Here is a 23,088-nt window from a genome sequence, read left to right as displayed (position 1 = left end):
CGGGATCAGACGGTGATGCTCCAGGTGTCGAGGTAGCCGGTGTCACCGCTGTAGACGTCCTCGATCTCGAGGATCCAGGTGCCGGCCGCCTGCTGGCTGACCGGGACGGTGTACGTCCTGGTGCCGTACGACGTGCAGCTCGTGCCGCCGTACCGGTCGACCGCGTACCACTGGCCGTTGGGTCCGCGCAGCCAGATGTCGAGGTCCTCGGCGCAGGTGTGGTTGACGGTGACGGAGAGCCTGACCGGTGAGGTCGCGGCGCCCGTCGCCGTGGAGGTGATCGGGCTCTGCACGGTGGTGTAGTCCCGGATCTGGTAGTCGGTGCCGTTGGTGAACGTCCGGCCGCCCGAGGTGCCCTGGACGGTCAGCGCGTACGTCGCGGACCGTGTCGCCGTCTGCCCGGTGCCCGTCACGGTGACGGTGTAGGAGCCGGCGGGGGTGGTCGGGGCGGTCGTGATCGTCAGGGTGGACGAGCCGCCCGACGTCACCGAGGCGGGGTTGAAGGAGGCGGAGGCTCCGGTGGGCAGCCCCGTCGCCGACAGGTTCACCACCTGCGGGTCGCCGGCCGTGGTGGTGGTGCCGATGGTCGTGGTGGCCGGTGAGCCCGCCTGGACGGTGCCGGACGCCGGGTTGGCCGCCATCGAGAAGTCGCGGCTCGGCGTTCCGCCGCCTACGGCCTGCTTCCAGATGGCGTGGGCGGCCGCGTCGGCGGCCCGGTCGAGGACGGTGTCGTTGATGTTGGAGATGGTGTCGCACGCGGCGTGGTAGCAGGGGTCGTACGCCCGTCCCGCGGTGCCGCCCCACTTGGCCGCCTGCGCCGAGCTCTTGGTGTAGCTGGCGCCGGCGGCGACGCCCGAGGTGGCGATGCCCGCGTTGCGGAAGGAGGCGTCGTCGGAGCGGTTGGCGCCCTCGGTGTTCTCCTCCGGCTGCAGGTTCAGGTTGTCGTAGAACTGCTTGAGCGGCTGGGCGACCGCGCTGGTGATGTTGTTGATGAAGTAGCCGCCGTTGGGCGAGCCGACCATGTCGTAGTTGTAGTACGCCTTGATCCTCGATCGTTCGGTGGCGGAGAGCGAGTTGACGTAGTACTCGGAGCCGTTGAGGCCCTGCTCCTCGTCGGTCCACCAGCCGAACCGCACGTGCTTGGCCATGGTGGGCCGCTCGGCGGCCAGCGCCAGCGCGACCTCCAGCAGCGCTCCGGAGCCCGAGGCGTTGTCGTTGATGCCGGGGCCGGCGGACACGCCGTCCAGGTGCGCGCCGGCCATGATCACCTGGTTGGTGTCGCCGCCGGGCCAGTCGGCGATGAGGTTGGGGCCGGAGCCGCTGGTGCAGCCGGAGGCGCAGCTCTGCCGGACCACGGTGTAGCCGGCGGCACGCAGCTTCTGCTCCACGTACGAGACGGACGCGGTGTAGCCGCTGCCGGTGGACCTGCGGTTGCCGCCGTTGGCGGTGGCGATCGTCTGGAACTGCGACAGGTGCGCCTTGACGTTGGTGAGGCTGATGTCCGGCGGATCGTCACCGCCGGGGCCGCCGGAGCCGACCTGCAGCGTGTAGACCGCGGTGTGCGAGGACGTCCCGGCGCCCGTGACGGTGATCTGGTAGGTGCCCTGGGCCGCCGACGCGCCGACGGTCAGCGTCAGCGTGGCGGAGTTGCCGGAGGTCACCGACGTCGGGCTGAAACTCGCCGTGACGCCGCTCGGCAGGCCGGAGGCGGACAGGTTCACCGTCTGCGGGCTGCCGGACGTGGTCTGGGTGTTGACCGTGGTGGTCACCTGCTGGCCGGGCTGGGCGGTGCCGGACGCCGGGCTGAGCGACAGGGAGAAGTCGTTGCCGGGGGTGCCGCAGGCGGGCTCGCCGGACTGCACCGGCACGCTGACCGCGCTGAACGCCGCCTTGGTGGTGTTGCACTCGACGCTGGCCGCGCCGAACAGCTCCACGGCCGCGGCCACGGAGGCGGAGCGGACGTTGGCGTAGCGCCAGCTGGAGGTCTTGCGGTTCAGCGCGCCCATGAAGATCTTGGCGGCCTTCTCGATGCCGATGCCGGTCACCGAGGAGGGGCCGCCGGAGCAGATCGGGCTGGACGGCTTCCCGCCGCCGGGGTTGCTGCCCTCGGCCAGCAGGTAGAACCAGTGGTTCAGCGGGCCGGCCGCGGCGTGCACCTCGGTGCTGGGGATGGAGGTGGACCAGCAGTTGGGGTCGCCGAGCGCGCCCGGGTTGTACATGTTGCGGATCGGGCCGTCGCCGACGAGGTCCACCTCCTCGCCGACCAGGTAGTCCGGCGCGTCGTTCGGGTGGTTGGCGTAGTGCTCGGTGACCGCGCCGAAGATGTCGCCGGTGGCCTCGTTGATGCCGCCGTTCTCGTTGCCGGAGCCGGCGCCGCCGGGGGTGGTCTGGAAGATGGCGTGGCCGTACTCGTGGGCGACCACGTCGATGGGGGTGGCCTGGCGGGTGTTCGCCTGGTTGTGGCCGAAGTTGGTGTAGCTGCCGTTCCAGTAGGCGTTGACCTGGTTCAGGCCGACGCGGGCGGGGAAGCCGCCGCCCTGGCCGTTGATGCCGTCACGGCCGAGCCAGTCGCGCAGCATGTCCCACTCGCGCTGGACGGAGTACAGCGCGTCGACGCAGGCCGTCTCCAGGTTGGTGCCCTGCCCGTTGCCCCAGGAGTCGTCGGGGCCGGTGTAGGCGGAGCCGTTCTGCCCGCCGCACCTGATGCCGGGCCGGGTCGGGTCGGTCATCGAGTACGAGCCGCCGGAGCCGCTCGTGTTGATGGTGACCTGCCCGTAGTAGTGGCCGTTGCCGGTGCCCTCGCGGACGACGTCGTAGGAGTCGGCGACCTCGCCGGTGCGGGCGTCCACGAACACGTGCTGGATGCTCGGCCTGCCGTCGGCGAGGCCGCCGACGACCGTCTCCCAGGTCAGCCGCGGCTTGTCGCCCCAGGTGAGCACCACCAGGCGCGGTTCCTCGGTGTCGTCCACGCGCGAGAGCCGGGTCCTGGCCACCGTGGTGGCCCGCTCGGCACCGATCTCGGGAGTCGTCGGCACGTCGCCCGGTGTGGGGCCGGACTCGGCGACGGTGTCGCGGACGCGCCCGGCGGAGTCGGTGACGACGACGGCGTCGCCGCCGACCATCGGCAGCCCCTTGTACGTGCGCTCGTAGGAGACGAAGAACATGTCACCGGCGCCACGGACCACGTTCAGCCTGCGGTACGCCTCGTCGGGACCCTTGGCCAGCTCGTCGAAGCCGCTGGCGACCGCCCGGTCGGCGACGGCGGCGGCCTGCGACTTCGGATCGGCCGCGGCGGCGCGCGCCTGACCGCCGGCTCCGCTGGCTCCCGGAGGTGCCGCGTGCGCGGGTAAGACGGATAACACCATGGCCGCGGCCGTGGCGACTCCCACGGCCGCGGCTGCCAGTGGCTTGCGTTTCACGCTGTGCTCCTTTCGGCTTTCCCGGCCGCTCGCCCGGGTGGGCGTACGCGGCCGCGCCGCAGGGATCGCCTGGGAGCACGGCCTGCCGGGAAGGGGGGGTGATGAAGGGCGTGCGTCTTCCTTCGTGGGGGTGTGATCGCCCCTGCTGCCGCCAGACGGTAGGCGCTGCCGCCCCGGCCGAACATCCGTAGGACTATCGGTAGGCATACCGATAATTCCGGCATCACCCGCTCTCGGTCCGCGGCGCGGGAGCTCGTGACTCAGGGACGCCGGGCGCCGCGGTGCTCGGCGGAGCCGCCGTCAGCGCCCGGTGTGTTCGCGCATCCGGCGCAGTTCCTCCACGATCCCCGCCAACGTCCAGTGGGCGTTGAGGCCGCTCGGGTTCGGCAGGACCCAGACCGGCGCGCCGCCCACCGTCTCCGGCCGCGGGCCCACGACCGCCTTCGGGCAGGCGAAGGCCGTGCGGTAGGCCGACACGCCCAGGACGGCGAGCATCTTGGGCCGGACCTCGGCCACCAGCGCCGCCAGCCGCCGGCCCCCTTCTACCAGTTCCTCGCGGGTCAGCTCCGACGCCTTGGCGCTGGGGCGGGCGACCACGTTGGTGATGCCGAGGCCGTACCGCGGGAGCAGGTGCTGCTCGGAGGGGGCGAGGCGGCGGGGGGTGAAGCCCGACAGGTGGAGGGCAGGCCAGAAACGGTTGCCCGGGCGGGCGAAGTGGTGGCCGGTGGCCTCGGACATCAGTCCCGGGTTGATGCCGCAGAACAGTACGTCGAGGGAGGGGCCGAGCACGTCGTCGATCATGGCGGCGGACCTTGGCGTAGTGGCGGGCGGCGCGGGCGCGGTCGCCGCAGCCGGGCGGGCGCCATTCGCGCCCGAATCTTACCCTCCTCGGGCGGGCCGGCCGGCACGAGGAGGGCCCCCGCGCCGCACACCCTGGCGCGCCCGCCTCAGACCATCGAACGCGACCGATACGCGAGAGCGTCACCATGAAACTTTCACCCGGAACCCGTCCCGGCGGTTCAGCCGAAAGTTTCAAAGGCCGTAATAGCCACGTCAAGCGACTCAACTGGCGCAGGTAACCCAACCCCATTTCGAAACATTTCAGCATTTCTTGACATGTTTCGACCGGCTTCTCACACTGAGTGCCCGAGGCGAACTCCTCCACCGGCCCCGGTGGGCCCCGCGCGACCGGTGCAGCGTCCGGGGGGTGTCCCGCCCCGTCCTTTCCCCATGATCCGCACAGGAGGCTCAAGCATGCGTGTCGACGCCATGTCCCCGCCTACCGCCCGACGGCCGCTCGGCGCGCGCCGCCGTACGCTGATCACCGGCGTGCTCGGCGCGCTCGGCCTGATCACGGCACTGGCACCGGCGATCCCGGCCGATGCCGCCGCGAGCACGCTCGGCGCGGCCGCCGCGCAGAGCGGCCGCTACTTCGGCACCGCCATCGCCTCGGGCAAGCTCGGCGACTCCGCCTACACCACGATCGCCGGTCGCGAGTTCGACATGGTGACGGCCGAGAACGAGATGAAGATCGACGCCACCGAGCCCAACCGGGGACAGTTCACCTTCACCGCCGGCGACCGGGTTTACAACTGGGCCGTGCAGAACGGCAAGCGGGTGCGCGGGCACACCCTGGCCTGGCACAACCAGCAGCCGGGCTGGATGCAGTCGCTGTCGGGAAGCTCGCTGCGCCAGGCGATGATCAACCACATCAACGGCGTCATGGGCCACTACAAGGGCAAGATCTACGCCTGGGACGTGGTCAACGAGGCCTACGCCGACGGCAACTCCGGCGGCCGGCGCGACTCCAACCTCCAGCGCACCGGCAACGACTGGATCGAGGTGGCCTTCCGCACCGCGCGCGCCGCCGACCCGGCCGCCAAGCTGTGCTACAACGACTACAACATCGACAACTGGACCTGGGCCAAGACCCAGGGCGTCTACAACATGGTCAGGGACTTCAGGGCCCGCGGCGTGCCGATCGACTGCGTCGGCCTGCAGTCGCACTTCAACGCCAACAGCCCCTACAACAGCAACTACCGTACGACCATCCAGAGCTTCGCCGCGCTGGGGGTCGACGTGCAGATCACCGAGCTGGACATCCAGGGCGGCTCGGCCACCACGTACGCCAACGTCGTCCGCGACTGCCTGGCGGTGCCGCGCTGCACCGGCATCTCGGTCTGGGGGGTTCGCGACAGCGACTCCTGGCTCGGCGCCGGCGCCACTCCCCTGCTCTTCGACGGCAACGGCAACAAGAAAGCCGCCTACACCGCGGTGCTCGACGTGCTCAACGGCGGCAGCACGACGCCGCCGCCGGGCGACGCCGGACAGATCAGGAACACGGCCTCCGGCCGCTGCGTGGACGTGCCCAACTCCGCGACCGCCGACGGTACCGCGGTGCAGCTGTGGGACTGCAACGGTCAGAGCAACCAGCGGTGGACCCGGACCGCGGCCGGGGAGCTGAAGTACGGCGACAAGTGCCTGGACGCCGGCGGCACCGGCAACGGCGCAAGGATCCAGATCTACTCGTGCTGGGGCGGCGACAACCAGAAGTGGCGCCTCAACTCCGACGGCACGATCGTGGGCGTGCAGTCCGGGCTGTGCCTGGACGCCGTCGGCGGCGGCACCGGCAACGGCACGGGGCTGCAGCTGTACGGCTGCTGGGGCGGCGGCAACCAGAGGTGGGACTACAACCCGGGCACCGCGTAGGCTCCGCCGACCGCCCGTTCGGGCATCCGGGCGTCGCGGACGAGCGCCGTTCCCTCACTTCGGTGCGGCCTTCACCCGACGAGCGGTGCGGCCGATCTCCCGGGAGGCAGGTCTCCAGTACGCCGCGCTGCTCTCGCCGGATCATGTTAGCGCTAACGCAGCAGAGGAAGGCACCAGCCAGCCATGACAACGCGTCCAAACCGGATACGTCGGAGCTCCGTGCTCGCGGCGGTGGTCGCCCTGGTGGCGAGCCTGTTCGTCGCCCATCAGACCCGGCCCGCCCACGCGGCCACCGTCGACACCAACGCCTGGTACGTCCTCGTCAACCGCAACAGCGGCAAGGCCCTGGACGTCTACAACCTCTCGACGGCCGACGGCGGCCGCATCACCCAGTGGGCCAGGAACGACCAGAACCAGCAGCAGTGGCAGTTCGTCGACTCCGGCGGCGGCTTCTATCGCATCAGGTCCCGCCACTCCGGCAAGGTGCTCGACGTCCACAACTTCTCGACCGCCAACGGCGGCGCGATCGTCCAGTGGGCCGATCTCAACGGCACCAACCAGCAGTGGCGGCTGGCCGACAGCCCGGACGGGTACGTGAGGTTCGTCTCGCGCCACAGCAACAAGGCCGTCGAGGTCCAGGGCGCCTCCACCGCCGACGGCGCCAACATCGTCCAGTACGACGACTGGGGCGGCGCCAACCAGCAGTGGCGGCTCGTCCGCGTCGACGGCGGCAACCCCGGGACCTGCGATCTGCCCTCGACGTACCGCTGGACCTCGACGGGCCCGCTGGCGACCCCGAAGGCGGGGTGGGTCTCCCTCAAGGACTTCACCGTCGCCCCCTACAACGGCAGGCATCTCGTCTACGCCACGACACACGACACGGGCACGCGGTGGGGCTCGATGAATTTCAGCCCCTTCACCAACTGGTCGGACATGGCCTCGGCCGGCCAGAACGCGATGTCCTCCGCCACTGTCGCGCCCACGCTCCTCCACTTCGCTCCGAAGAACATCTGGGTGCTCGCCTACCAGTGGGGCGGGACCGCCTTCTCCTACCGGACCTCCAGCAACCCCGCGGATCCGAACGGCTGGTCATCGCCGCAGGTGCTCTTCTCCGGAAGCATCTCAGGCTCCGGAACGGGGCCCATCGACCAGACGCTCATCGGTGACGGCACGAACATGTACCTGTTCTTCGCCGGCGACAACGGCAAGATCTACCGGGCCGCCATGCCCATCGGGAACTTCCCGGGCAGTTTCGGCAGCACCTCGACGGTGATCATGAGTGACACGACGAACAACCTGTTCGAAGCCGTCCAGGTCTACAAGCTCCAGGGCCAGAACCGATACCTGATGATCGTCGAGGCGATCGGCTCACAGGGCCGCTACTTCCGCTCGTTCACGGCCACCAGTCTGAGCGGTTCGTGGACCCCGCAGGCCGCGACCGAGAGCAATCCCTTCGCCGGCAAGGCCAACAGCGGCGCCACCTGGACCAACGACATCAGCCACGGTGAGCTGATCCGTACCAGCGCCGATCAGACCATGACCGTCGACCCCTGCAACCTGCAGCTGCTCTACCAGGGTCGCAGCCCCAGCTCCGGCGGCGACTACGGCCTCCTGCCCTACCGGCCAGGTCTGCTGACCCTGCGGCGCTGATGGTGTGACACGGGCCGCGGGCACGGCGCGGAGCATCCGCCGTGCCCGCGGAGCCTTGTCCGGCCGCCCTGGCGCAGCTCACCTCGTGCCGCCGCGGCCGGCGTCGTCGATCAGGGGCGGCGGACCTTGGCGTAGTGGCGGGCGGCGCGGGCGCGGTTGCCGCAGCCGGGCGAGCACCATTCGCGCCGGGGGGACTCGCGGACGAAGTGCAGGATGCAGCCCGGCCCCTGGCAGGCGCGCAGCTTGTGCCGGACGGGTCCGGCGAAGAGGTCGATCGCCTCCTCGGCGAGCGCCGCCAGAGCCGCGGCGACGGGCCGGTCCGCGCTGCGCACCACCGCGTGCGGCTCGGGGTCGAGGAGCAGCTCGCGCCAGCGCGGCGAGCGCCTCGCGTGACGGTTCAGCGTCTCGGCCGCCCGGGGGTCGAGCACCGGGTGGCCGGGCGTCGGCGGGGTGGCCCGGCTGCCCGGCCTGGGCTCCGCGAGGTCGGCGCCGGTGGTCCGGGTGGCCGCGACGCCGTCTTCCCCGGCGCCCCCGGCCTCCCTGTCGCCGTCGTGGGCGGCGCAGAGGGTGGCCGTGGCGGCGGCCAGGCTGCGGACGGCGTCGCGGAGCTCCCTGGCCCGCGCCAGATCGTCGTCGGTCACTCCGCGCAGGTCCGCGTCCGTCAGCGGGACCGCCAGGCGCGGTCGCATGTCCCGCAGCCAGGCGGCCAGGTGCTCGGTCGTGAGCAGGCCGTCCCGGCGGCGGCCGCGCACCGCGTGGGCGGTGTTGGCCAGCTCGATGGGCGGCGGCTCTCCGAGCAGCGGAGCTCCCCCGCCGGTGAAATCGGCCACATCCACGTTTCTCACGCTACCCAACAGTTGACGACGTGAGGAATCTCCCCCACTCTTCTAATGGAGAACAACGCAGTAGACCATTAGAAAGTTCCGGAGGTTCCGCATGGGCACGCCCGCGCCGCAGACCGGCCACATCGGCCTGAACGTCACCGACCTGGCCCGCTCCACCGCCTTCTACCAGCGGGTCTTCGAGCTCGAAGTGATCAGCGAGCAGACCGGCGGCGACCGCCGCTTCGCCCTCCTCGGCCGCGAGGGCAGGCTGATGGTCACGCTGTGGCAGCAGAGCAGCGGCGAGTTCCCGACCGACCGGCCGGGCCTGCACCACCTGTCGTTCCAGGTGCCCGACATCGAGGCGGTGCGCCGGGCCGAGGAGGTGCTGCGCGAGCTCGGCGCGACCCTCGTCTACGACGGGGTCGTGCCGCACCGCGAGGGCGCGTCGTCCGGTGGCGTGTTCTTCACCGACCCCGACGGCATCCGCCTGGAGATCTCCGCCCCCAGCGGGGCGGACGCCGCGCCGGCTCCCACGCAGGGCGCTCCGACCTGCGGGTTCTTCTAGGCCCGTGATGACGCCCGTGATGACACCCGAGATGACGCACGAGATGACGCACGAGGGAGAGACGGCGGTGCAGCGGCGGGCCGGGTTCACCCGCTCCGGCTGGGGATCGGCCGGGGTGCGGGCGTTCGTGCCGGCCGTGGCCGCGGAGTTCCTCGCCCGGCAGCGGCTGCTCGTGATCGCCGCCGCGGACGCCGGCGGGGCCGTCTGGGCGAGCCCGCTGGCCGGGCCGCCCGGGTTCGCCGCCGCGCCCGACGAGCGGACCGTCACGGTGGACCGGCTGCCCGTCGCCGGCGACCCGCTGGCCGGCCGGTTCGACGAGGAGCGCGACATCGGGATGCTGGCGCTGGAGCCGGGCAGCCGCAAGAGGATGCGCGTCAACGGCCGCGCCCGCCGCGACGGCTCCGGTCTCGTGGTCCGTACGGAACAGGTGTACGCCAACTGCCCCAAGTACATCCAGACTCGTACACCCGCCGGCGACGACGCCCCGGCGAAGCCCGTGGCGGCCACCTGGAGCGAGCAGCCGGACGACGGCCAGCTGCGCTGGATCACGGGCGCCGACACGTTCTTCGTGGCCACCCGCGCGCCGGGCAAGGGCGCCGACGCCTCGCACCGGGGCGGCGCTCCCGGCTTCGTCCGGGCGACCGGCGCCCGCCGGCTGTCCTGGCCCGACTACGTCGGCAACGCCATGTTCATGACCCTGGGCAACCTGGAGCTCGACCCCCGCTGCGGGCTGCTGTTCCTCGACTGGGAGGGCGGTCGCGCGCTGCACCTGACCGGCCGCGCCCGGGTCGACTGGGACCCGGAGCGGGCCGCGGGGGTGCCCGGCGCGCAGCGGCTGGTCGACTTCGACGTCGAGCAGGTCGTCGAGGTCGCCGGGGCCGTCCCGCAGCGCTGGACGTTCGGGGCGTACTCCCGGTTCAACCCGCCCGTCGCCCCCTGAAGGGAGCCGCCATGCGCGTCCACGTCGACATGACCCTCTGCCAGACCCACGCCCAGTGCGTGTACGCCGCGCCCGACGTGTTCGGCCTCGACGGCGACGACGTCCTGACCTACGACGCCGCGCCGGACGACGCCCTGACCGGCGACATCGAGCTGGCCGTCCGCGCCTGCCCGGTCCAGGCCATCGCCGTGCGGCACGACTGAGCGGCAGCCACAGGAAGGAAGACCATGACCCGACCACCCGTCCCGCCGTTCACCGCCGAGACGGCCCGCGCCAAGGTGCGGGCCGCCGAGGACGCGTGGAACACCCGCGACCCGCACCGTGTGGCGCTCGCCTACACTCCCGACTCCGTCTGGCGCAACCGTGACGTGTTCGTCAGCGGCCGGGAGGAGATCGTCGCCTTCCTCACCCGCAAGTGGGAAAGGGAGCTCGACTACGCCCTGCGCAAGGAGCTGTGGGCGTTCACCGGCGACCGCATCGCCGTCCGCTTCCAGTACGAATGGCATGACGCGGACGGGCGATGGTGGCGCAGCTACGGCAACGAGCTGTGGGAGTTCGACGCGGAGGGCCTGATGCGGCGGCGGGAGGCGAGCATCAACGACGTCGCCATCACCGCCGCCGACCGGCGGATCTTCGGCCCGCGCCGGGCGGACGAGGACGACACGCCGATCCCGCTCGCCTGACGGCCCGCGCCGGCCGCCACCGGCTGGTGGCGGCCGGGTCAGCCCATCTCCTCCAACCGCCGTCCCTTCGTCTCGCGGACCCAGCGCGTGACGAACAGGAACGACAGCACCGCGAAGCCCGCGTACATGGCGTAGGTGAGCGGCAGGTTCCACTCGGACAGGACCGGGAAGGTCACCGTGATCGCCCAGTTGGCGATCCACTGCGCCGAGGCCGCGACGCCGAGAGCGGCGGCCCGGATCCGGTTGGGGAACATCTCGCCCAGCAGCACCCAGACCACCACGCCCCACGACAGGGCGAAGAAGAGCACGAACGCGTTGGCGGCCACCAGCGCGATCGGACCCTGCGGGCTGGGCAGTTGCGGCGAGCCGTTCACCGTCTCGGCGGCGCTGAACGCCCAGGCGGCCGTGGCCAGCGAGACGGCCATGCCCGCCGAGCCGATGAGCAGCAGCGGCTTGCGCCCGATCCGGTCCACCAGCGCGATGGCGATGAACGTGCCGATGATGTTGATGACGGAGCTGGAGAAGCTGATCAGCAGCGAGTTGGCCTGCGTGATGCCGACCGACTGCCACAGCACCGACGAGTAGTAGAAGATCACGTTGATGCCGACGAACTGCTGGAACACCGACAGGATGATGCCCACCCACACGATCGGCAGCAGACCCAGCGCCGAGCCGCGCAGGTCGCGCAGCGTCGGCTTCTCCTCGGTCCGCAGCACCTGGTGGATCTCCCGCAGGCGGACGTCCAGGTCCACGCCCGCGCCCTCGACCTCGGCGAGCACCTTGCGCGCCTGCTGGTCGCGGCCGGCCATCACGAGGTAGCGGGGCGACTCGGGGATGTTCGCGGCGAACAGCCAGTAGAGCAACGCCGGAACGACGCACGCGCCCAGCATCCACTGCCAGGCCTCCAGCCCCCACAGCGGGTTGTTGACGTCGCCGCCGGCCAGCCGCGCGATCACGTAGTTGACCAGCTGGGAGACGGCGATGCCGAGCACGATGGCGAGCTGCTGGAACGACCCCAGGCGGCCCCGGTAGGCCGGTGGCGCCACCTCGGCGATGTAGGCGGGCCCGAGCACGGACGCCATGCCGATCGCGACACCGGCCAGCACCCGCCACAGGGCGAGGTCATAGACGGTGAACGGGAGCATCTGCCCGATGGAGCTGATGGCGAACAGCGCCGCCGCCACCTGCATCGTCCGGGTGCGTCCCCAGCGGTCGGCCAGGCGACCGCCGGTCCAGGCGCCGACGGCCGAGCCGAGGAGCGCGATGGCGACCACGATGCCGATCTCCACAGGCCCCACGGCGAAGTGTTTCTGGATGCCGACGACGGCTCCGTTGATCACGGAGCTGTCGTAGCCGAACAGGAACCCGCCGATGGCCGCCGCCGCCGTGATGAAGACGACGTGGCCGAGGTGCTCCTGGTGTGTGTCCCGAGTAGCCATCTCCGCCCCTCCCCAGGGGACGGCCCCTACCCGGTGAAACGGCCTTTATGGCACGAACGTCACAGCCAGCCCATGCGCTGAGCGGTGCGGATCGCCTCCAGCCGGTTCTGGGCGCCCAGCTTCGTCATGGCGCTGGACAGGTAGTTGCGCACCGTTCCCTCCGTCAGGTGCAGCTCGGCGGCGATCCGGGAGATGGCCGCGCCGTCGCTGGCCAGCCGCAGCGCGTCGCGTTCGCGCTCGGTGAGCGGGCTGTCGCCCGCGGCCATCGCGGCGGCGGCCAGTTCGGCGTCGAGGTACCGGCCGCCCGTCTGAACCTTGCGGATGGCCATGGCCAGCTCCTCGGCGGAGGCGTCCTTGCCGAGGAACCCGCTGACGCCGGCGGCCATCGCCCGGCGCAGGTAGCCGGGACGGCCCAGGCTGGTGAGAATCACGATCCTGCACAGGGAGCTGATCTGCTCGGCCGCGCTCAGCCCGTCCATGCCGGGCATCTCGATGTCGAGCACCGCGACGTCCGGCCGGTGCTCGGCGACGGCGGCCAGCACCTCGTCGCCCCGGCCGACCTGCGCGACGACCTCGATGCCGTCCTCCAGGTCGAGCAGGGCGGCCAGGGCGCCGCGGATGAGGTGCTCGTCGTCGGCCAGCAGCACGCGCGTCGTCATGCCGGCACCGCCGCCCGGAGCAGGAAGGTGCCCTCGCGCGTGGGCCCGGCCGACAACGAGCCGCCCGCGGCGCCGACGCGCTGGGACAGCCCGCCGAGCCCGTTCGGGTTGGGGTCGCCGGCGGGGCCGTTCACTCCGTCGTTGGACATCTCCAGCACTCCGTCCTTGATCGTGATCCTGCAGTGCTCGGCCCTGCTGTGCTTGAGCACGTTCGTGGCCCCCTCGCGGACGACGGTGGCCAGCAGCGTGCGGGTCTCGGGCGCCAGGGAGGCGGTGTCGGCGTCCACGACGCAGCGCACGCCGGCGGCCTCCAGCACCGCCCGCACGCTGGAGAGCACCTCGTCGAGATCCAGGGCGCGGTAGTTCTGCACGGCGGCGCGGACCTCGCGCAGCGCCTGCCGGGCCAGGTCGCGGACCTCGAACATCTCGGCGGCGGCCGCGGCGGGGTCGTCGCCCAGCTTCTCCTCCGCGCCCGCGGTCCTGCCGGAGATGCCGGTGAGGCTCTGGCCGAGCAGGTCGTTCAGGTCGCGGGCGAAGCGCAACCGCTCCTCGGAGACCGCCAGCCGGGCCTTGGCCTCCTGCCCCTCGTGCGCCTCCCGAGCCACCCGCCACAGCGCCAGGTTGGCCAGGACGGCGCCGGTCACGATCGCCGTCAGCACGATCTGGATGAGGACGAGCGGCGGGTACAGGCGGCCGTCGGCCACCGTGACGTAGCCGTTGAGCAGCACCACCGTGCCGGCGGACGCGAGGACGAGGGTGCGCCCCCGCACGAACGGCGCCAGCATGGCGAGCCAGAGCGCGATCGCGTACACGAGCGGGATGACGCTCAGCAGCAGCGTGATCACCCCGGCGACCGCGAGGACGGCCGTGGGCCGCGGGCCGCCCCGGACGGCGACCCGGAACGTCCGCCCGGCCAGCACGACGAGCACCACCAGCAGGACCGCGGCCAGGATCGCTATGGCGACCGGCAGGCCGACCGTCTGCCACCGCAGGTACACGTCGTACAGACCGAGGAGGGCGATCAGGTTGACGAAGTCGGTCGAGTAGACGATCAGCCAGCGGACCTTGTCGAGCTTGCTCGCCGTCCGGGCGAACGGGCCGAGCCGGCGGGCGAACGGGCCGAGCCGGCGGGCGAACGGGCCGAGCCGGCGGGCGACGCGCCGGATCATGCGGGCACCGCCGCCCGGAGCAGGAACCCACCGTCCGGCGTCCCGGCCGCGGTGAGCGAGCCGCCCGCGGTCGTCATCCGCTCGGCCAGCCCGCGCAGGCCGCTGCCCGGCTCGGCGGCCGGTCGCCGGACACCGTCGTTGCGCATCTCCAGCACCCCGCCGTCGATGGTGATCTCGCACCGGGTGGCCGTGCTGTGCTTGAGCACGTTGGTGCCGCCCTCGCGCACCGCCCAGGCCAGCAGCGCCCGCGCGGCGGGCGACAGGTCACCGGCCCGCGCCTCGACGGTGCAGCGGGTGCCCGCCGCCTCCAGCGCGGCCCGCACGCCGGCGAGCTCCTCGTCGAGGTCCAGCGTCTGGTAGCCGTCCACGGCGTGCTGGACCTCGGTGAGCGACTCGGCGACGAGCCTGCGCACGTCGGCCATCTCGCGCGCCGCCCGCGCGGCGTCCTTGGTGGCGAGCTTGGCGGCCAGCTCGCTCTTGAGCGTGATGACGGACAGGCTGTGGCCGAGCAGGTCGTGCAGGTCACGGGCGAAGCGCAGCCGCTCCTCGGAGACGGCCAACCGGGCCTTGGCCTCCTTGCTGTCGTTGGCCTCCCTGATGGTCCACCACAGCCAGCGCCACAACCACATGGCCACAGCCATCAGGACGGCGGTCAGCGCCTCGGTGAGCAGGACGCCCGGCCAGGGCCGGCCGGTGACCACGACGACGTACGAGGCGGTCAGGCCGACCACCACGACGCCCAGGCCCAGCGCCCCCCAGGCGGGCAGGTGGAGGATCGCCACCGACAGCCACAGGAACGCCACCATCGCCCAGGAGCCCTCCCCGGTGGCGCCCTCGGGCGGCGCCGGGACGAGCGCGACGGCCATGGCCGCCGCGAGTCCGGAGACGGTGAGCTTCACCAGGGGGCGTGGCCGGGCGTCGAAGGCGTCGCGCAGCACGAACGGGAAGAGGCCGAACACGGTCAGCAGGCAGGCTTCGGCGCTCACGGCGCGCGGGAGCGAGATCCGGCCCTGGGCCGTCCGTAACGCGATGTAGGCGGTGAGTCCGAGCGCGAACAGGACGACCATGGCGTCCATCCAGGAGAGGAGGACCTTCCTCGCTGTGTCCGGCCGGGCCGTCACCGCCCCTCCCCCTCACCGCAAAATCATCGCTTTCGTGCGAGATCCTACAGTTCAGGCAGGAGTACGCCACAGGATGCGGGTCACGGCCGGGTCCTGCCGGACGCCGCGCAGGGAGAGCCAGGCGAGGCCGTGGCGGTCGGCGAACGCCGACAGCTTGCGGGCGTCGGTCTCGCTCAGGCCGTGGGGCTCGTCGAGCACGGGAGTCAACGCGATCCGGCGTCCCGCCTCGCCGGCTCCGGACAGGTTCTGGGCGGCCGCGACCTGGTCGCGCGCCACCCGGACGGCGGCGGCCACCCGGCGTAACCGGGCGTCGGGCGTCCCCGCGCCCGACCGGCCGGCCGGCTGGTCCCACGAGGCGGCCACCTCGCGCACCGGGAGCGGCGTGCCCGGCTCGGGCGCCTGGACGGGGGCCAGGAGGTTGACGGTGGTGACGTCGGCGCCGAGCCGGTGGGTGAGCCGGAGCAGCTCGACGTCCTGCGCCGCCAGCCCGTACGGGTGGAGCTCCAGCGTGAAGCCGACCCGCACCGGCAACTCCTCCTGCAGCGCGCGGACGGCGCGGGCCCGGCGTTCGGCGGCGGCGTGGTCGGCGCCGTCGCGCACCTCGAAGTCCAGGAACGCCGCGCCGGTGGCGGTGACGAGCGAGCGGTAGGCGGCGGCGAGGTCGTCGGCGGTGGAGCACGCCCCGGCCAGCCCGCGGCCCGCGGGCCCGCCGAGCACCAGCCCGGCCTCGCCCCCGACGGCGCGCAGGTCGGCGAACGGCCCGCGCAGGGCGCCGAACGCGACCGCCGCGCCGCCGGCGGGGGCCGCGCCGGCCCAGCGCGGGACGCAGCCGCCGGGCTCGGCGATCACGTGGCCCACGGCGTAGCGGCGCAGGCCGGTGCGGCGGGCGTGGGCGGCGAGGCCGGGCACCGGCAGGCGGGCGGCGTCCACGAAGGCGACGAACGCCCCCTCCGCCACGGCCGGCCCGCCCGCGGCGTCGGCGTCCGGCGGACCGGGCGTACCGGGCGGACGGCCGGCGGCCGTGCCGGACCCGGCCACGTGGACGGACGGGGAGCCGGGCCCGGCGTCGGGCTGCGCCCGGCCGGGCAGCAACCCGATCACCACCCCGGTCGTCCCGGACAGCGCCAGCGCGGCGAGGAGGGCGAGAGGGCGCGGGAGCATGCCCGGCCCCCGCTGGTGTCGCGTACCCGACATGGCCCACCCCGAGTCGTCACGTGGTTACACAGCGCAGGCGGCAGACGCTAGCAAGCATCGGGGGCGGCGTGGGGGCATTCTCCGGATGCCGTCCGCTCTGTGCCGATAATGGCGTCATGAAGTTGCGGATCTTCACCGAGCCCCAGCAGGGCGCCTCCTACGACGACCTGCTCACCGTCGCCCGGACCGCCGAGCGGCTCGGCTTCGACGCGTTCTTCCGTTCGGACCACTACCAGCGCATCGGCGCGGGCGACCCGGGGCCGGGCTCCACCGACGCCTGGATCACGCTCGCCGGCCTGGCCAGGGAGACGTCCACGATCCGGCTCGGCACGCTGGTGACGCCGGCCACGTTCCGGCTGCCCGGCCCGCTGGCGATCAGCGTCGCGCAGGTGGACCAGATGAGCGGCGGCCGGGTCGAACTGGGGCTGGGCACGGGCTGGTTCGACGCCGAGCACACGGCGTACGGCATCCCGTTCCCGCCGGTCGGTGAGCGCTTCGCCCGGTTCGAGGAGCAGCTGGAGATCATCCAGGGGCTGTGGACGGCCCAGGGCCCGTACTCGTTCGAGGGCAGCTACTACCGGCTCGCCGACTCCCCGGCGCTGCCGAAGCCGGCGCAGCGCCCGCGCCCGCCGATCATCATCGGCGGCTTCGGCGCCGCCCGCACGCCGCGGCTGGCCGCCGCCTACGCCGACGAGTACAACGTGCCGTTCCGGACGCTGCCCGACACGGGCGCGGCGTTCGACCGGGTACGGCGGGCGGCGCAGGACACCGGGCGGACGATCATCCTGTCGGCGGCGCAGACCGTGTGCGTGGGCCGGGACGCCGCCGAGCTGGAGCGGCGCGCGGCCGCCATCGGCACCGGCCTGGACGAGCTGCACGCGAACGGGCTCGCGGGCACCCCGGGCGAGGTCGTGGAGAAGCTCGGCGAGCTGGCGAAGCTGGGGGCCGAGCGCGTCTATCTCCAGGTGATGGACCTGTCCGATCTGGAGCAGCTGGAGCTGATCGCGGCGGAGGTCCTGCCTCACGTGTAGCTTTTCGCGACTTATCCGTTAGCGCCGCTTTGCCTGCTGCGGCAGACTTGCCCCGTGCTGCTGACGATCTCGACCACCGCCCGTCCGGCCACGGACCTCGGCTTCCTCCTGCACAAGCATCCCGACCGGGTGCAGGAGTTCGGCCAGTCCTTCGGCACGGCCACGGTGTTCTATCCCGAGGCGGGCGAGGAACGCTGCACGGCGGCGCTCCTGCTCGACGTCGACCCCGTGTCGCTGGCCCGCTCGCGCGGCAAGGGCTCGCCCGACTTCAGCCTCTCGCAGTACGTCAACGACCGGCCGTACGCGGCCTCGTCGCTGCTGGCGGTGGCGTTGGCCGACGTGTTCCGCACCGCCCGGGCCGGGCGGTGCCGGACCCGCCCGGAGCTGGCGGAGCGGCCGCTGCCGCTGGAGATCCGGTTGCCGGCGCTGCCCTGCCGCGGCGGCCCAGGGCTCGCCGGACGGCTGTTCGAGCCGCTCGGCTGGGAGGTGTCCGCGCAGTCCGTGCCCCTGGACGAGGGCTTCCCCGAGTGGGGTGACTCGCGGTACGTGCGGCTGGAGCTGCGCGGCGCCGTACGACTGGCCGACGCGCTCAACCACCTGTACGTGCTGCTGCCCGTGCTGGACGACGGCAAGCACTACTGGATCGCGCCGGACGAGGTGGACAAGCTGATCCGGGCGGGCGAGGGATGGCTGCGCGACCACCCCGAGCGCGGGCTGATCACGCGGCGCTATCTGGGGCGGCGCCGGGCGCTGGCCCGTACGGCGCTGGCCCGGCTGGCCGAGCTCGGCGACGAGACGGAGGAGCAGCTCGAACCCGCGGTTGCGGAGGAGGCGGGCGCCGCGGAGCTCGTCGCCGAGGGCGCCGCGGAGGCGGGCGCCGCGGAGGCGGGCGCCGCGGAGGCGGGCGCCGCGGAGGCGGGCGCCGCGGAGGCGGGCGCCGCGGTGCCCGTCGCCGAGGGCACGGGCGCCGGGGAGGTCGGCGCGGACGGGCCGGCCGGGGAGGCTCCCGTGCCGGAGGAGGGGCCGGCGGCCGGGCCGCCGCGCCCGCTGAGCGTCAGGCGGCGCGAGGCCGTGCTGGCCACGCTGGAGGAGCTCGGCGTGACCAGCGTCGTCGACCTGGGCTGCGGCCAGGGCGAGCTGGTCGGCGAGCTGCTCGCGAGGCCGCGGTTCGCCCGTGTCGGGGCCATGGACGTGTCCTCCATGGCGCTGACCATCGCCGCGCGCAAGCTGAAGCTGGAGCGGATGCCGGAGCTGAAGCGGGCCAGGCTGCACCTGTTCCAGGGCTCGCTCACCTACACCGACAAGCGGCTGGCGGGCTACGACGCGGCCGTGCTCATGGAGGTCGTCGAGCACGTCGACCCGCCGCGCCTGGAAGCGCTGGAGCGGGTGGTGTTCGGGCACGCCCGGCCGTCGCACGTGCTGGTGACCACGCCGAACGTCGAGTACAACGTGCGCTACGAGTTCCTGACCGGGATGCGCCACCCGGACCACCGGTTCGAGTGGACCCGCGCCGAGTTCGCCCGCTGGGCCGCCGGCGTGGCCGCCCGGTACGGCTACCGTTTCGCCGTCAAGCCCGTGGGCGACGACGACCCCGAGGTCGGCCCGCCCACCCAGATGGGAGTCTTCACCCGTGATCAGGGTTTCTGAGCTGTCCCTCGTGGTGCTCGTCGGCGTCTCGGGCAGCGGGAAGTCGACGTTCGCCGCCCGGCACTTCAAGCCGACGCAGATCATCTCGTCCGACTACTGCCGCGGCCTGGTCGCCGACGACGAGAACGACCAGTCGGCCACGCCGGCGGCGTTCGACCTGCTCCATCACATCGTCGGTGTGCGCCTGTCACGCGGCCTGCTGACGGTCGTGGACGCCACGAACGTGCAGTACCACGCCCGCAAGGCGCTGATCGACCTGGCCAGGAGCCACGACGTGCTGGCCGATGCCATCGTGCTCGACGTGCCGGAGGAGGTGGCGATCGAGCGCAACGTCACCCGGCCCGACCGTGACTTCGGCGCGGGTGTGGTGATCCGGCAGCGCAAGGACCTGCGCCGGTCGCTGTCGAAGATCTCCAAGGACGGCTTCCGCCGGGTGCACGTGCTGCGCGGCGTGGAGGAGATCGACGCCGCCGACGTCGGGTTCGAGAAGGCGTGGACCGACAGGCGGGAGCTGGCCGGGCCGTTCGACATCATCGGCGACGTGCACGGCTGCCGCGCCGAGCTGGAGGCGCTGCTGGCGCGGCTCGGCTGGCAGGGCGTCCGGCACCCCGAGGGACGCACGGCGGTGTTCGTCGGCGACCTGGTGGACCGGGGCCCCGACACGCCGGGCGTGCTGCGCCTGGTGATGGACATGGTGGAGGCCGGCACCGCGATCTGCGTGGCGGGCAACCACGAGCAGAAGCTGGTGCGCGCGCTGAACGGCCGCAAGGTCAAGGTCGCGCACGGCCTGCAGGAGTCGCTCGACCAGCTCGCGGCCGAGCCGCCGGAGTTCGTCGCGCGGGCGCGGGCGTTCATGGACGGGCTGATCAGCCACTACCAGCTCGACGGCGGACGGCTCGTCGTCGCGCACGCGGGACTGAAGGAGTCCTACCACGGCCGCGCCTCCGGCCGGGTCCGCGCGTTCGCCCTGTACGGCGAGACGACCGGCGAGACCGACGAGTACGGGCTGCCGGTGCGCTACCCGTGGGCCGACGACTACCGGGGCCGCGCCATGGTCGTCTACGGGCACACGCCCACGGTCCGTCCCGAATGGGTCAACAACACCATCTGCCTCGACACCGGCTGCGTCTTCGGCGGCCACCTGACGGCGCTGCGCTACCCCGAGCGCGAACTGGTCCAGGTGCCGGCCGAGAAGGTCTGGTACGAGCCGGCCAAGCCGCTCGGCGGCCCGGGCTCCGGCCGCGAGCCGGGCATGCTGGACATCAACGACGTCCAGGGCACCCGGCACGTGGAGACCCGGTTCGGCACTCGCGTCAAGGTGATGGAGGAGAACGCCGCCGCCGCGCTGGAGGTGATGAGCCGGTTCGCGGTGGACCCGCGCTGGCTGGTCTACCTGCCACCGACGATGGCGCCGCCGGAGACGTCGCGGCTCGACGGCTACCTGGAGCACCCGCACGAGGCGTTCGAGGAGTTCGCCGCCGCCGGGGTGAACGAGGTCGTGTGCGAGGAGAAGCACATGGGCTCGCGGGCCGTCGCCGTGCTGGCCCGCACCGCCGACGTGGCGCGGGAGCGGTTCGGCGTCGCCGACGGCAGCACCGGCGCCGTCTACACGCGCACCGGACGGCCGTTCTTCGACGACACGGCGCCGCTGGTGGACCGGTTGCGCGAGGCGTGCGAGCCGCTGTGGGCCGAGCTGGGCTCCGACTGGGTGGTGCTCGACTGCGAGCTGCTGCCCTGGTCGGCCAAGGCGGGCGAGCTGATCCGCAGCCAGTACGCCTCGGTGGGGGCGGCCGCGCGGGCGGCGCTGCCCGAGGCCGTGTCGGCGCTGGAGACGGCGGCCGGGCGCGGCCTGGATGTGGGCGGACTGCTCGACCGCGCCCGGCGCCGTTCCGCCAACGCTGCCCTGTTCCGCGACGCCTACGCCCGTTACTGCTGGCCGGTGGACGGGCTGGAGGGGGTGCGGCTGGCGCCGTTCCAGATCCTGGCCTGCGAGGGGCGGACCACGGCGCTGGAGCCGCACGCCTGGCACCTGGAGACGCTGGCGCGGCTCGACGCGCCACTGATCACCCCGACGCGGCACGTGTTCGTGTCGCTGGACTCCGCCCGGTCGCGGGCGGAGGCGGTGGACTGGTGGGAGTCGCTGACGGCCGCCGGCGGCGAGGGCATGGTGGTCAAGCCGGCCGCATACGTGCCGGGCCGGGTCCAGCCGGGCGTCAAGGTGCGGGGGCGGGAGTACCTGCGCATCATCTACGGGCCCGACTACACCGAGTCGCTGGACGTGCTGCGCCGGCGCTTCCTGGGCAAGAAGCGGTCGATGGCGCTGCGCGAGTACGCGCTCGGCCTGGAGGCGCTGGCCCGCCTCACCGACGGCGAGCCTGGCTGGCGGGTGCACGAGCCGGTCTTCGGCATCCTCGCTCTGGAGTCGGAGCCGGTGGACCCGCGGCTCTGACGCGCTCCCCGGTCCGGGTGCCGGAGCACCGCGGACGGGACCCGGCAGCCGCCGGACGTCGGGGCGGTCAGGGCGCGCACCAGCTCCTGACGGCCTCGACGATCGCGGCGGCCTGGCCGGCGGTGACGTCGGTGAAGCGCTCCTGGGCGTCGCTGACCAGCCGGTCGTCCTGGTCGCCGCTGACGAGCTGGTCGTCCTGGTCGTCCTGGTCACCGCTGACGAGCTGGTCGCCCTGGTCGCCGCGCCGGATGTCGTCGCAGGTGGCGCGGGCGCGGGTGAGCGTGCGGTCCTCCTCGGAGGCCAGCCACGGAGCGATCGCGCCGATCCGGGCGAGGAACCGCGCCCGCTGCCCGGGCGTCGGCTCGCGCGGCTCCGCCTCTGCGTCCGCGCGGGCCAGCGAGCCGGCGACGGTGCCGCCGCTCGACGCGAGCAGCCCGCCGGGGACGTCGGCCCGCCCGCCGGACACCCCGCCCGCCATCAGCTCGGCGGCCACGGCGGCGGTCGCGGCGACCGTGATCCCCGCCGTGAGGAGCGCCACCGTGAGGCGACGCCGGCGTGGCGACCCGGCCTGCGGATCAGCCGGCTGCCAGGCCGGCGGATCAGCCGGCTGCCAGGCCGGCGGATGAGCCGGCTGCCGGGCCGGCGGATGAGCCGGCTGCCGGGGCGGCGGCCCGGCTTCGGCGGTGACGGCGCGTGAGGGGCGCGGAGGCATGATCCGCACGGTACGCCCCTCCCGTGCCTTCCGCCCGCCCTTCGCCGAACTCACGCCGGCTCTGGTGTCACCGCCGCCAGAACAGGTGGTGGGTCACCCCGCTCGGGCTGGGCACGACCTCCAGGTGGAACCGGTCGAGCAGCTCGTCGGGTGACTCCCAGAGCCGCAGTCCGGACTCCAGCTTCACCGGCGAGACCACCACGTGCATGGTGTCGACGAGGTCGGCGTCGAGGAACTGCCGGATGGTGGTGACCCCGCCGCCGAGCCGCACGTCCTTGCCCTGCGCCGCCTCCCGCGCCTGCTCGAGAACCGTGGCCGGGTCGCCGTCGACGAAGTGGAACGTGGTGTCGGACAGCGTGAACGAAGGACGCTTGTGGTGCGTCATGACGAACACGGGGGTGCGGAACGGAGGCTTGTCCCCCCACCAGCCGCGCCACTCGTGGTCGTGCCAGGGCCCGCGCTGGGGCCCGAACTTGTTGCGGCCCATGATCTCGGCGCCGATGTTGCGCGCGTAGTCGCGGGTGAAGTAGTCGTCGAGGCCCCGGCTGCCCCCCGGATCGGTGCGCATGGGCCAGCTCGCCGTGGCGCCGGCCCAGGCGAACAGCCTCTCGGGATCGACATGGCCGAACGGGTTCTCCAGACTCTGGTCCTCACCGGCGCCGATGCCGTCACTCGAGACGTTGAAGTTCTGGACCCTCAGCAGCTGAGTCACGTGTTCCTCCAGTGTTGTCGCTGACGATGGTGAGACCCCGCGGGCCGGGAAAACTCATCGCCGCCGCTTCGGGCACCGCCCGCCCGTCGCGCCGAGGCGGGACGGGCGGCATGATCTAGTCCTTGACCAGCAGAGCCACGCACTCCACGTGGTGGGTCATCGAGA

19 protein-coding genes and 2 pseudogenes are annotated in these 23,088 nt (G+C 72.8%); 10 read left to right on the top strand and 11 right to left on the bottom strand.

The features are described 5' to 3' along the window. Window positions 1-5 precede the first annotated feature (5 nt). Window positions 6-3,419, bottom strand: coding sequence for a M28 family peptidase (locus CXR44_RS08005; RefSeq protein WP_245898956.1), 3,414 nt, complete (start codon window positions 3,417-3,419; stop codon window positions 6-8). Window positions 3,420-3,719: 300 nt separating this feature from the next. Continuing rightward, complete coding sequence (mug, locus tag CXR44_RS08000; RefSeq protein WP_101784284.1) at window positions 3,720-4,220, bottom strand: G/U mismatch-specific DNA glycosylase; 501 nt, start codon at window positions 4,218-4,220, stop codon at window positions 3,720-3,722. A 453-nt stretch (window positions 4,221-4,673) separates the two neighbouring features. Between mug and CXR44_RS07995 the strand changes: the two genes are divergently transcribed. Both CXR44_RS07995 and CXR44_RS07990 read left to right on the top strand, forming a co-directional pair. After that, window positions 4,674-6,128, top strand: coding sequence for an endo-1,4-beta-xylanase (locus CXR44_RS07995; RefSeq protein ID WP_180903242.1), 1,455 nt, complete (start codon window positions 4,674-4,676; stop codon window positions 6,126-6,128). Between the two features lie 219 nt (window positions 6,129-6,347). Further along, window positions 6,348-7,778, top strand: coding sequence for a non-reducing end alpha-L-arabinofuranosidase family hydrolase (locus CXR44_RS07990; RefSeq protein ID WP_245898955.1), 1,431 nt, complete (start codon window positions 6,348-6,350; stop codon window positions 7,776-7,778). A 110-nt stretch (window positions 7,779-7,888) separates the two neighbouring features. Here CXR44_RS07990 and CXR44_RS07985 read toward each other — a convergent pair whose 3' ends face one another. Next, window positions 7,889-8,614: a CGNR zinc finger domain-containing protein gene (locus tag CXR44_RS07985; protein WP_245898953.1), complete on the bottom strand. Its 726-nt coding sequence runs from the start codon at window positions 8,612-8,614 to the stop codon at window positions 7,889-7,891. A gap of 100 nt (window positions 8,615-8,714) precedes the next feature. Between CXR44_RS07985 and CXR44_RS07980 the strand changes: the two genes are divergently transcribed. From CXR44_RS07980 to CXR44_RS07965, 4 genes are read left to right on the top strand one after another with little or no spacing between them, the layout of a single operon-like run. Further along, entirely contained in the window at window positions 8,715-9,167 is a 453-nt protein-coding gene (locus CXR44_RS07980) for a VOC family protein (protein ID WP_101784281.1), read from the top strand. Window positions 9,168-9,174: 7 nt separating this feature from the next. Next, complete coding sequence (locus CXR44_RS07975; protein WP_245899073.1) at window positions 9,175-10,107, top strand: pyridoxamine 5'-phosphate oxidase family protein; 933 nt, start codon at window positions 9,175-9,177, stop codon at window positions 10,105-10,107. An 11-nt stretch (window positions 10,108-10,118) separates the two neighbouring features. Then, a complete protein-coding gene (locus CXR44_RS07970; protein ID WP_101784280.1) occupies window positions 10,119-10,310 on the top strand; it encodes a ferredoxin in 192 nt (63 codons plus the stop codon). 24 nt (window positions 10,311-10,334) lie between these two features. Further along, the gene (locus CXR44_RS07965; RefSeq protein ID WP_101784279.1) at window positions 10,335-10,790 is read left to right on the top strand and encodes a nuclear transport factor 2 family protein; all 456 of its coding nucleotides are present in this window, start codon (window positions 10,335-10,337) and stop codon (window positions 10,788-10,790) included. Between the two features lie 38 nt (window positions 10,791-10,828). Here CXR44_RS07965 and CXR44_RS07960 read toward each other — a convergent pair whose 3' ends face one another. From CXR44_RS07960 to CXR44_RS07940, 5 genes are all read right to left on the bottom strand, one after another. After that, window positions 10,829-12,229: a sugar porter family MFS transporter gene (locus tag CXR44_RS07960; RefSeq protein ID WP_101784278.1), complete on the bottom strand. Its 1,401-nt coding sequence runs from the start codon at window positions 12,227-12,229 to the stop codon at window positions 10,829-10,831. A 59-nt stretch (window positions 12,230-12,288) separates the two neighbouring features. Continuing rightward, complete coding sequence (locus CXR44_RS07955) at window positions 12,289-12,888, bottom strand: response regulator transcription factor (RefSeq protein WP_101784277.1); 600 nt, start codon at window positions 12,886-12,888, stop codon at window positions 12,289-12,291. Next, the gene (locus CXR44_RS07950; protein WP_101784276.1) at window positions 12,885-14,057 is read right to left on the bottom strand and encodes a sensor histidine kinase; all 1,173 of its coding nucleotides are present in this window, start codon (window positions 14,055-14,057) and stop codon (window positions 12,885-12,887) included. Before CXR44_RS07950 ends, CXR44_RS07955 begins: the two co-directional genes overlap by 4 nt. Further along, window positions 14,054-15,133 carry a sensor histidine kinase gene (locus tag CXR44_RS07945; protein WP_101784275.1) on the bottom strand — a complete coding sequence of 360 codons (1,080 nt, stop codon included), beginning with the start codon at window positions 15,131-15,133 and terminating at the stop codon, window positions 14,054-14,056. The genes CXR44_RS07950 and CXR44_RS07945 overlap by 4 nt, the downstream gene beginning before the upstream one ends. A gap of 96 nt (window positions 15,134-15,229) precedes the next feature. Then, entirely contained in the window at window positions 15,230-16,339 is a 1,110-nt protein-coding gene (locus tag CXR44_RS07940; RefSeq protein WP_101784274.1) for a glycoside hydrolase family 18 protein, read from the bottom strand. Between the two features lie 149 nt (window positions 16,340-16,488). Here CXR44_RS07940 and CXR44_RS07935 point away from each other — a divergent pair, with 149 nt between their 5' ends. Together CXR44_RS07935 and CXR44_RS42125 are read left to right on the top strand one after the other, a co-directional pair. Continuing rightward, entirely contained in the window at window positions 16,489-17,403 is a 915-nt protein-coding gene (locus CXR44_RS07935; protein ID WP_101784273.1) for an LLM class F420-dependent oxidoreductase, read from the top strand. Window positions 17,404-17,457: 54 nt separating this feature from the next. Continuing rightward, window positions 17,458-18,162 (top strand): annotated as a pseudogene (locus tag CXR44_RS42125) (3' terminal RNA ribose 2'-O-methyltransferase Hen1); the annotation flags it as partial. Window positions 18,163-18,297: 135 nt separating this feature from the next. Here the strand turns inward: CXR44_RS42125 and CXR44_RS42120 are convergent. Next, window positions 18,298-18,534: pseudogene (locus CXR44_RS42120) on the bottom strand (hypothetical protein); the annotation flags it as partial. Here CXR44_RS42120 and CXR44_RS42115 point away from each other — a divergent pair. Beyond that, window positions 18,475-19,050, top strand: coding sequence for a methyltransferase (locus tag CXR44_RS42115; RefSeq protein WP_425437409.1), 576 nt, complete (start codon window positions 18,475-18,477; stop codon window positions 19,048-19,050). The pseudogene CXR44_RS42120 and the gene CXR44_RS42115 sit on opposite strands and share 60 nt — an antisense overlap. Further along, a complete protein-coding gene (locus CXR44_RS07925) occupies window positions 19,034-21,499 on the top strand; it encodes a polynucleotide kinase-phosphatase (protein ID WP_101784271.1) in 2,466 nt (821 codons plus the stop codon). Before CXR44_RS42115 ends, CXR44_RS07925 begins: the two co-directional genes overlap by 17 nt. 67 nt (window positions 21,500-21,566) lie before the next feature. Here the strand turns inward: CXR44_RS07925 and CXR44_RS07920 are convergent, their stop codons facing one another. Further along, window positions 21,567-22,037 carry a hypothetical protein gene (locus CXR44_RS07920; RefSeq protein ID WP_144069898.1) on the bottom strand — a complete coding sequence of 157 codons (471 nt, stop codon included), beginning with the start codon at window positions 22,035-22,037 and terminating at the stop codon, window positions 21,567-21,569. Window positions 22,038-22,278: 241 nt separating this feature from the next. After that, the gene (locus CXR44_RS07915) at window positions 22,279-22,923 is read right to left on the bottom strand and encodes a dihydrofolate reductase family protein (RefSeq protein WP_101784269.1); all 645 of its coding nucleotides are present in this window, start codon (window positions 22,921-22,923) and stop codon (window positions 22,279-22,281) included. Window positions 22,924-23,088: the final 165 nt, after the last annotated feature.

It is taken from the genome of Nonomuraea indica, from assembly GCF_002850745.1.
GTDB classification, from domain to species: Bacteria; Actinomycetota; Actinomycetes; order Streptosporangiales; family Streptosporangiaceae; genus Nonomuraea; species Nonomuraea indica.
Note: the sequence above shows the minus strand (reverse complement) of the source record. Positions and strands in the feature narration are given on the sequence as shown.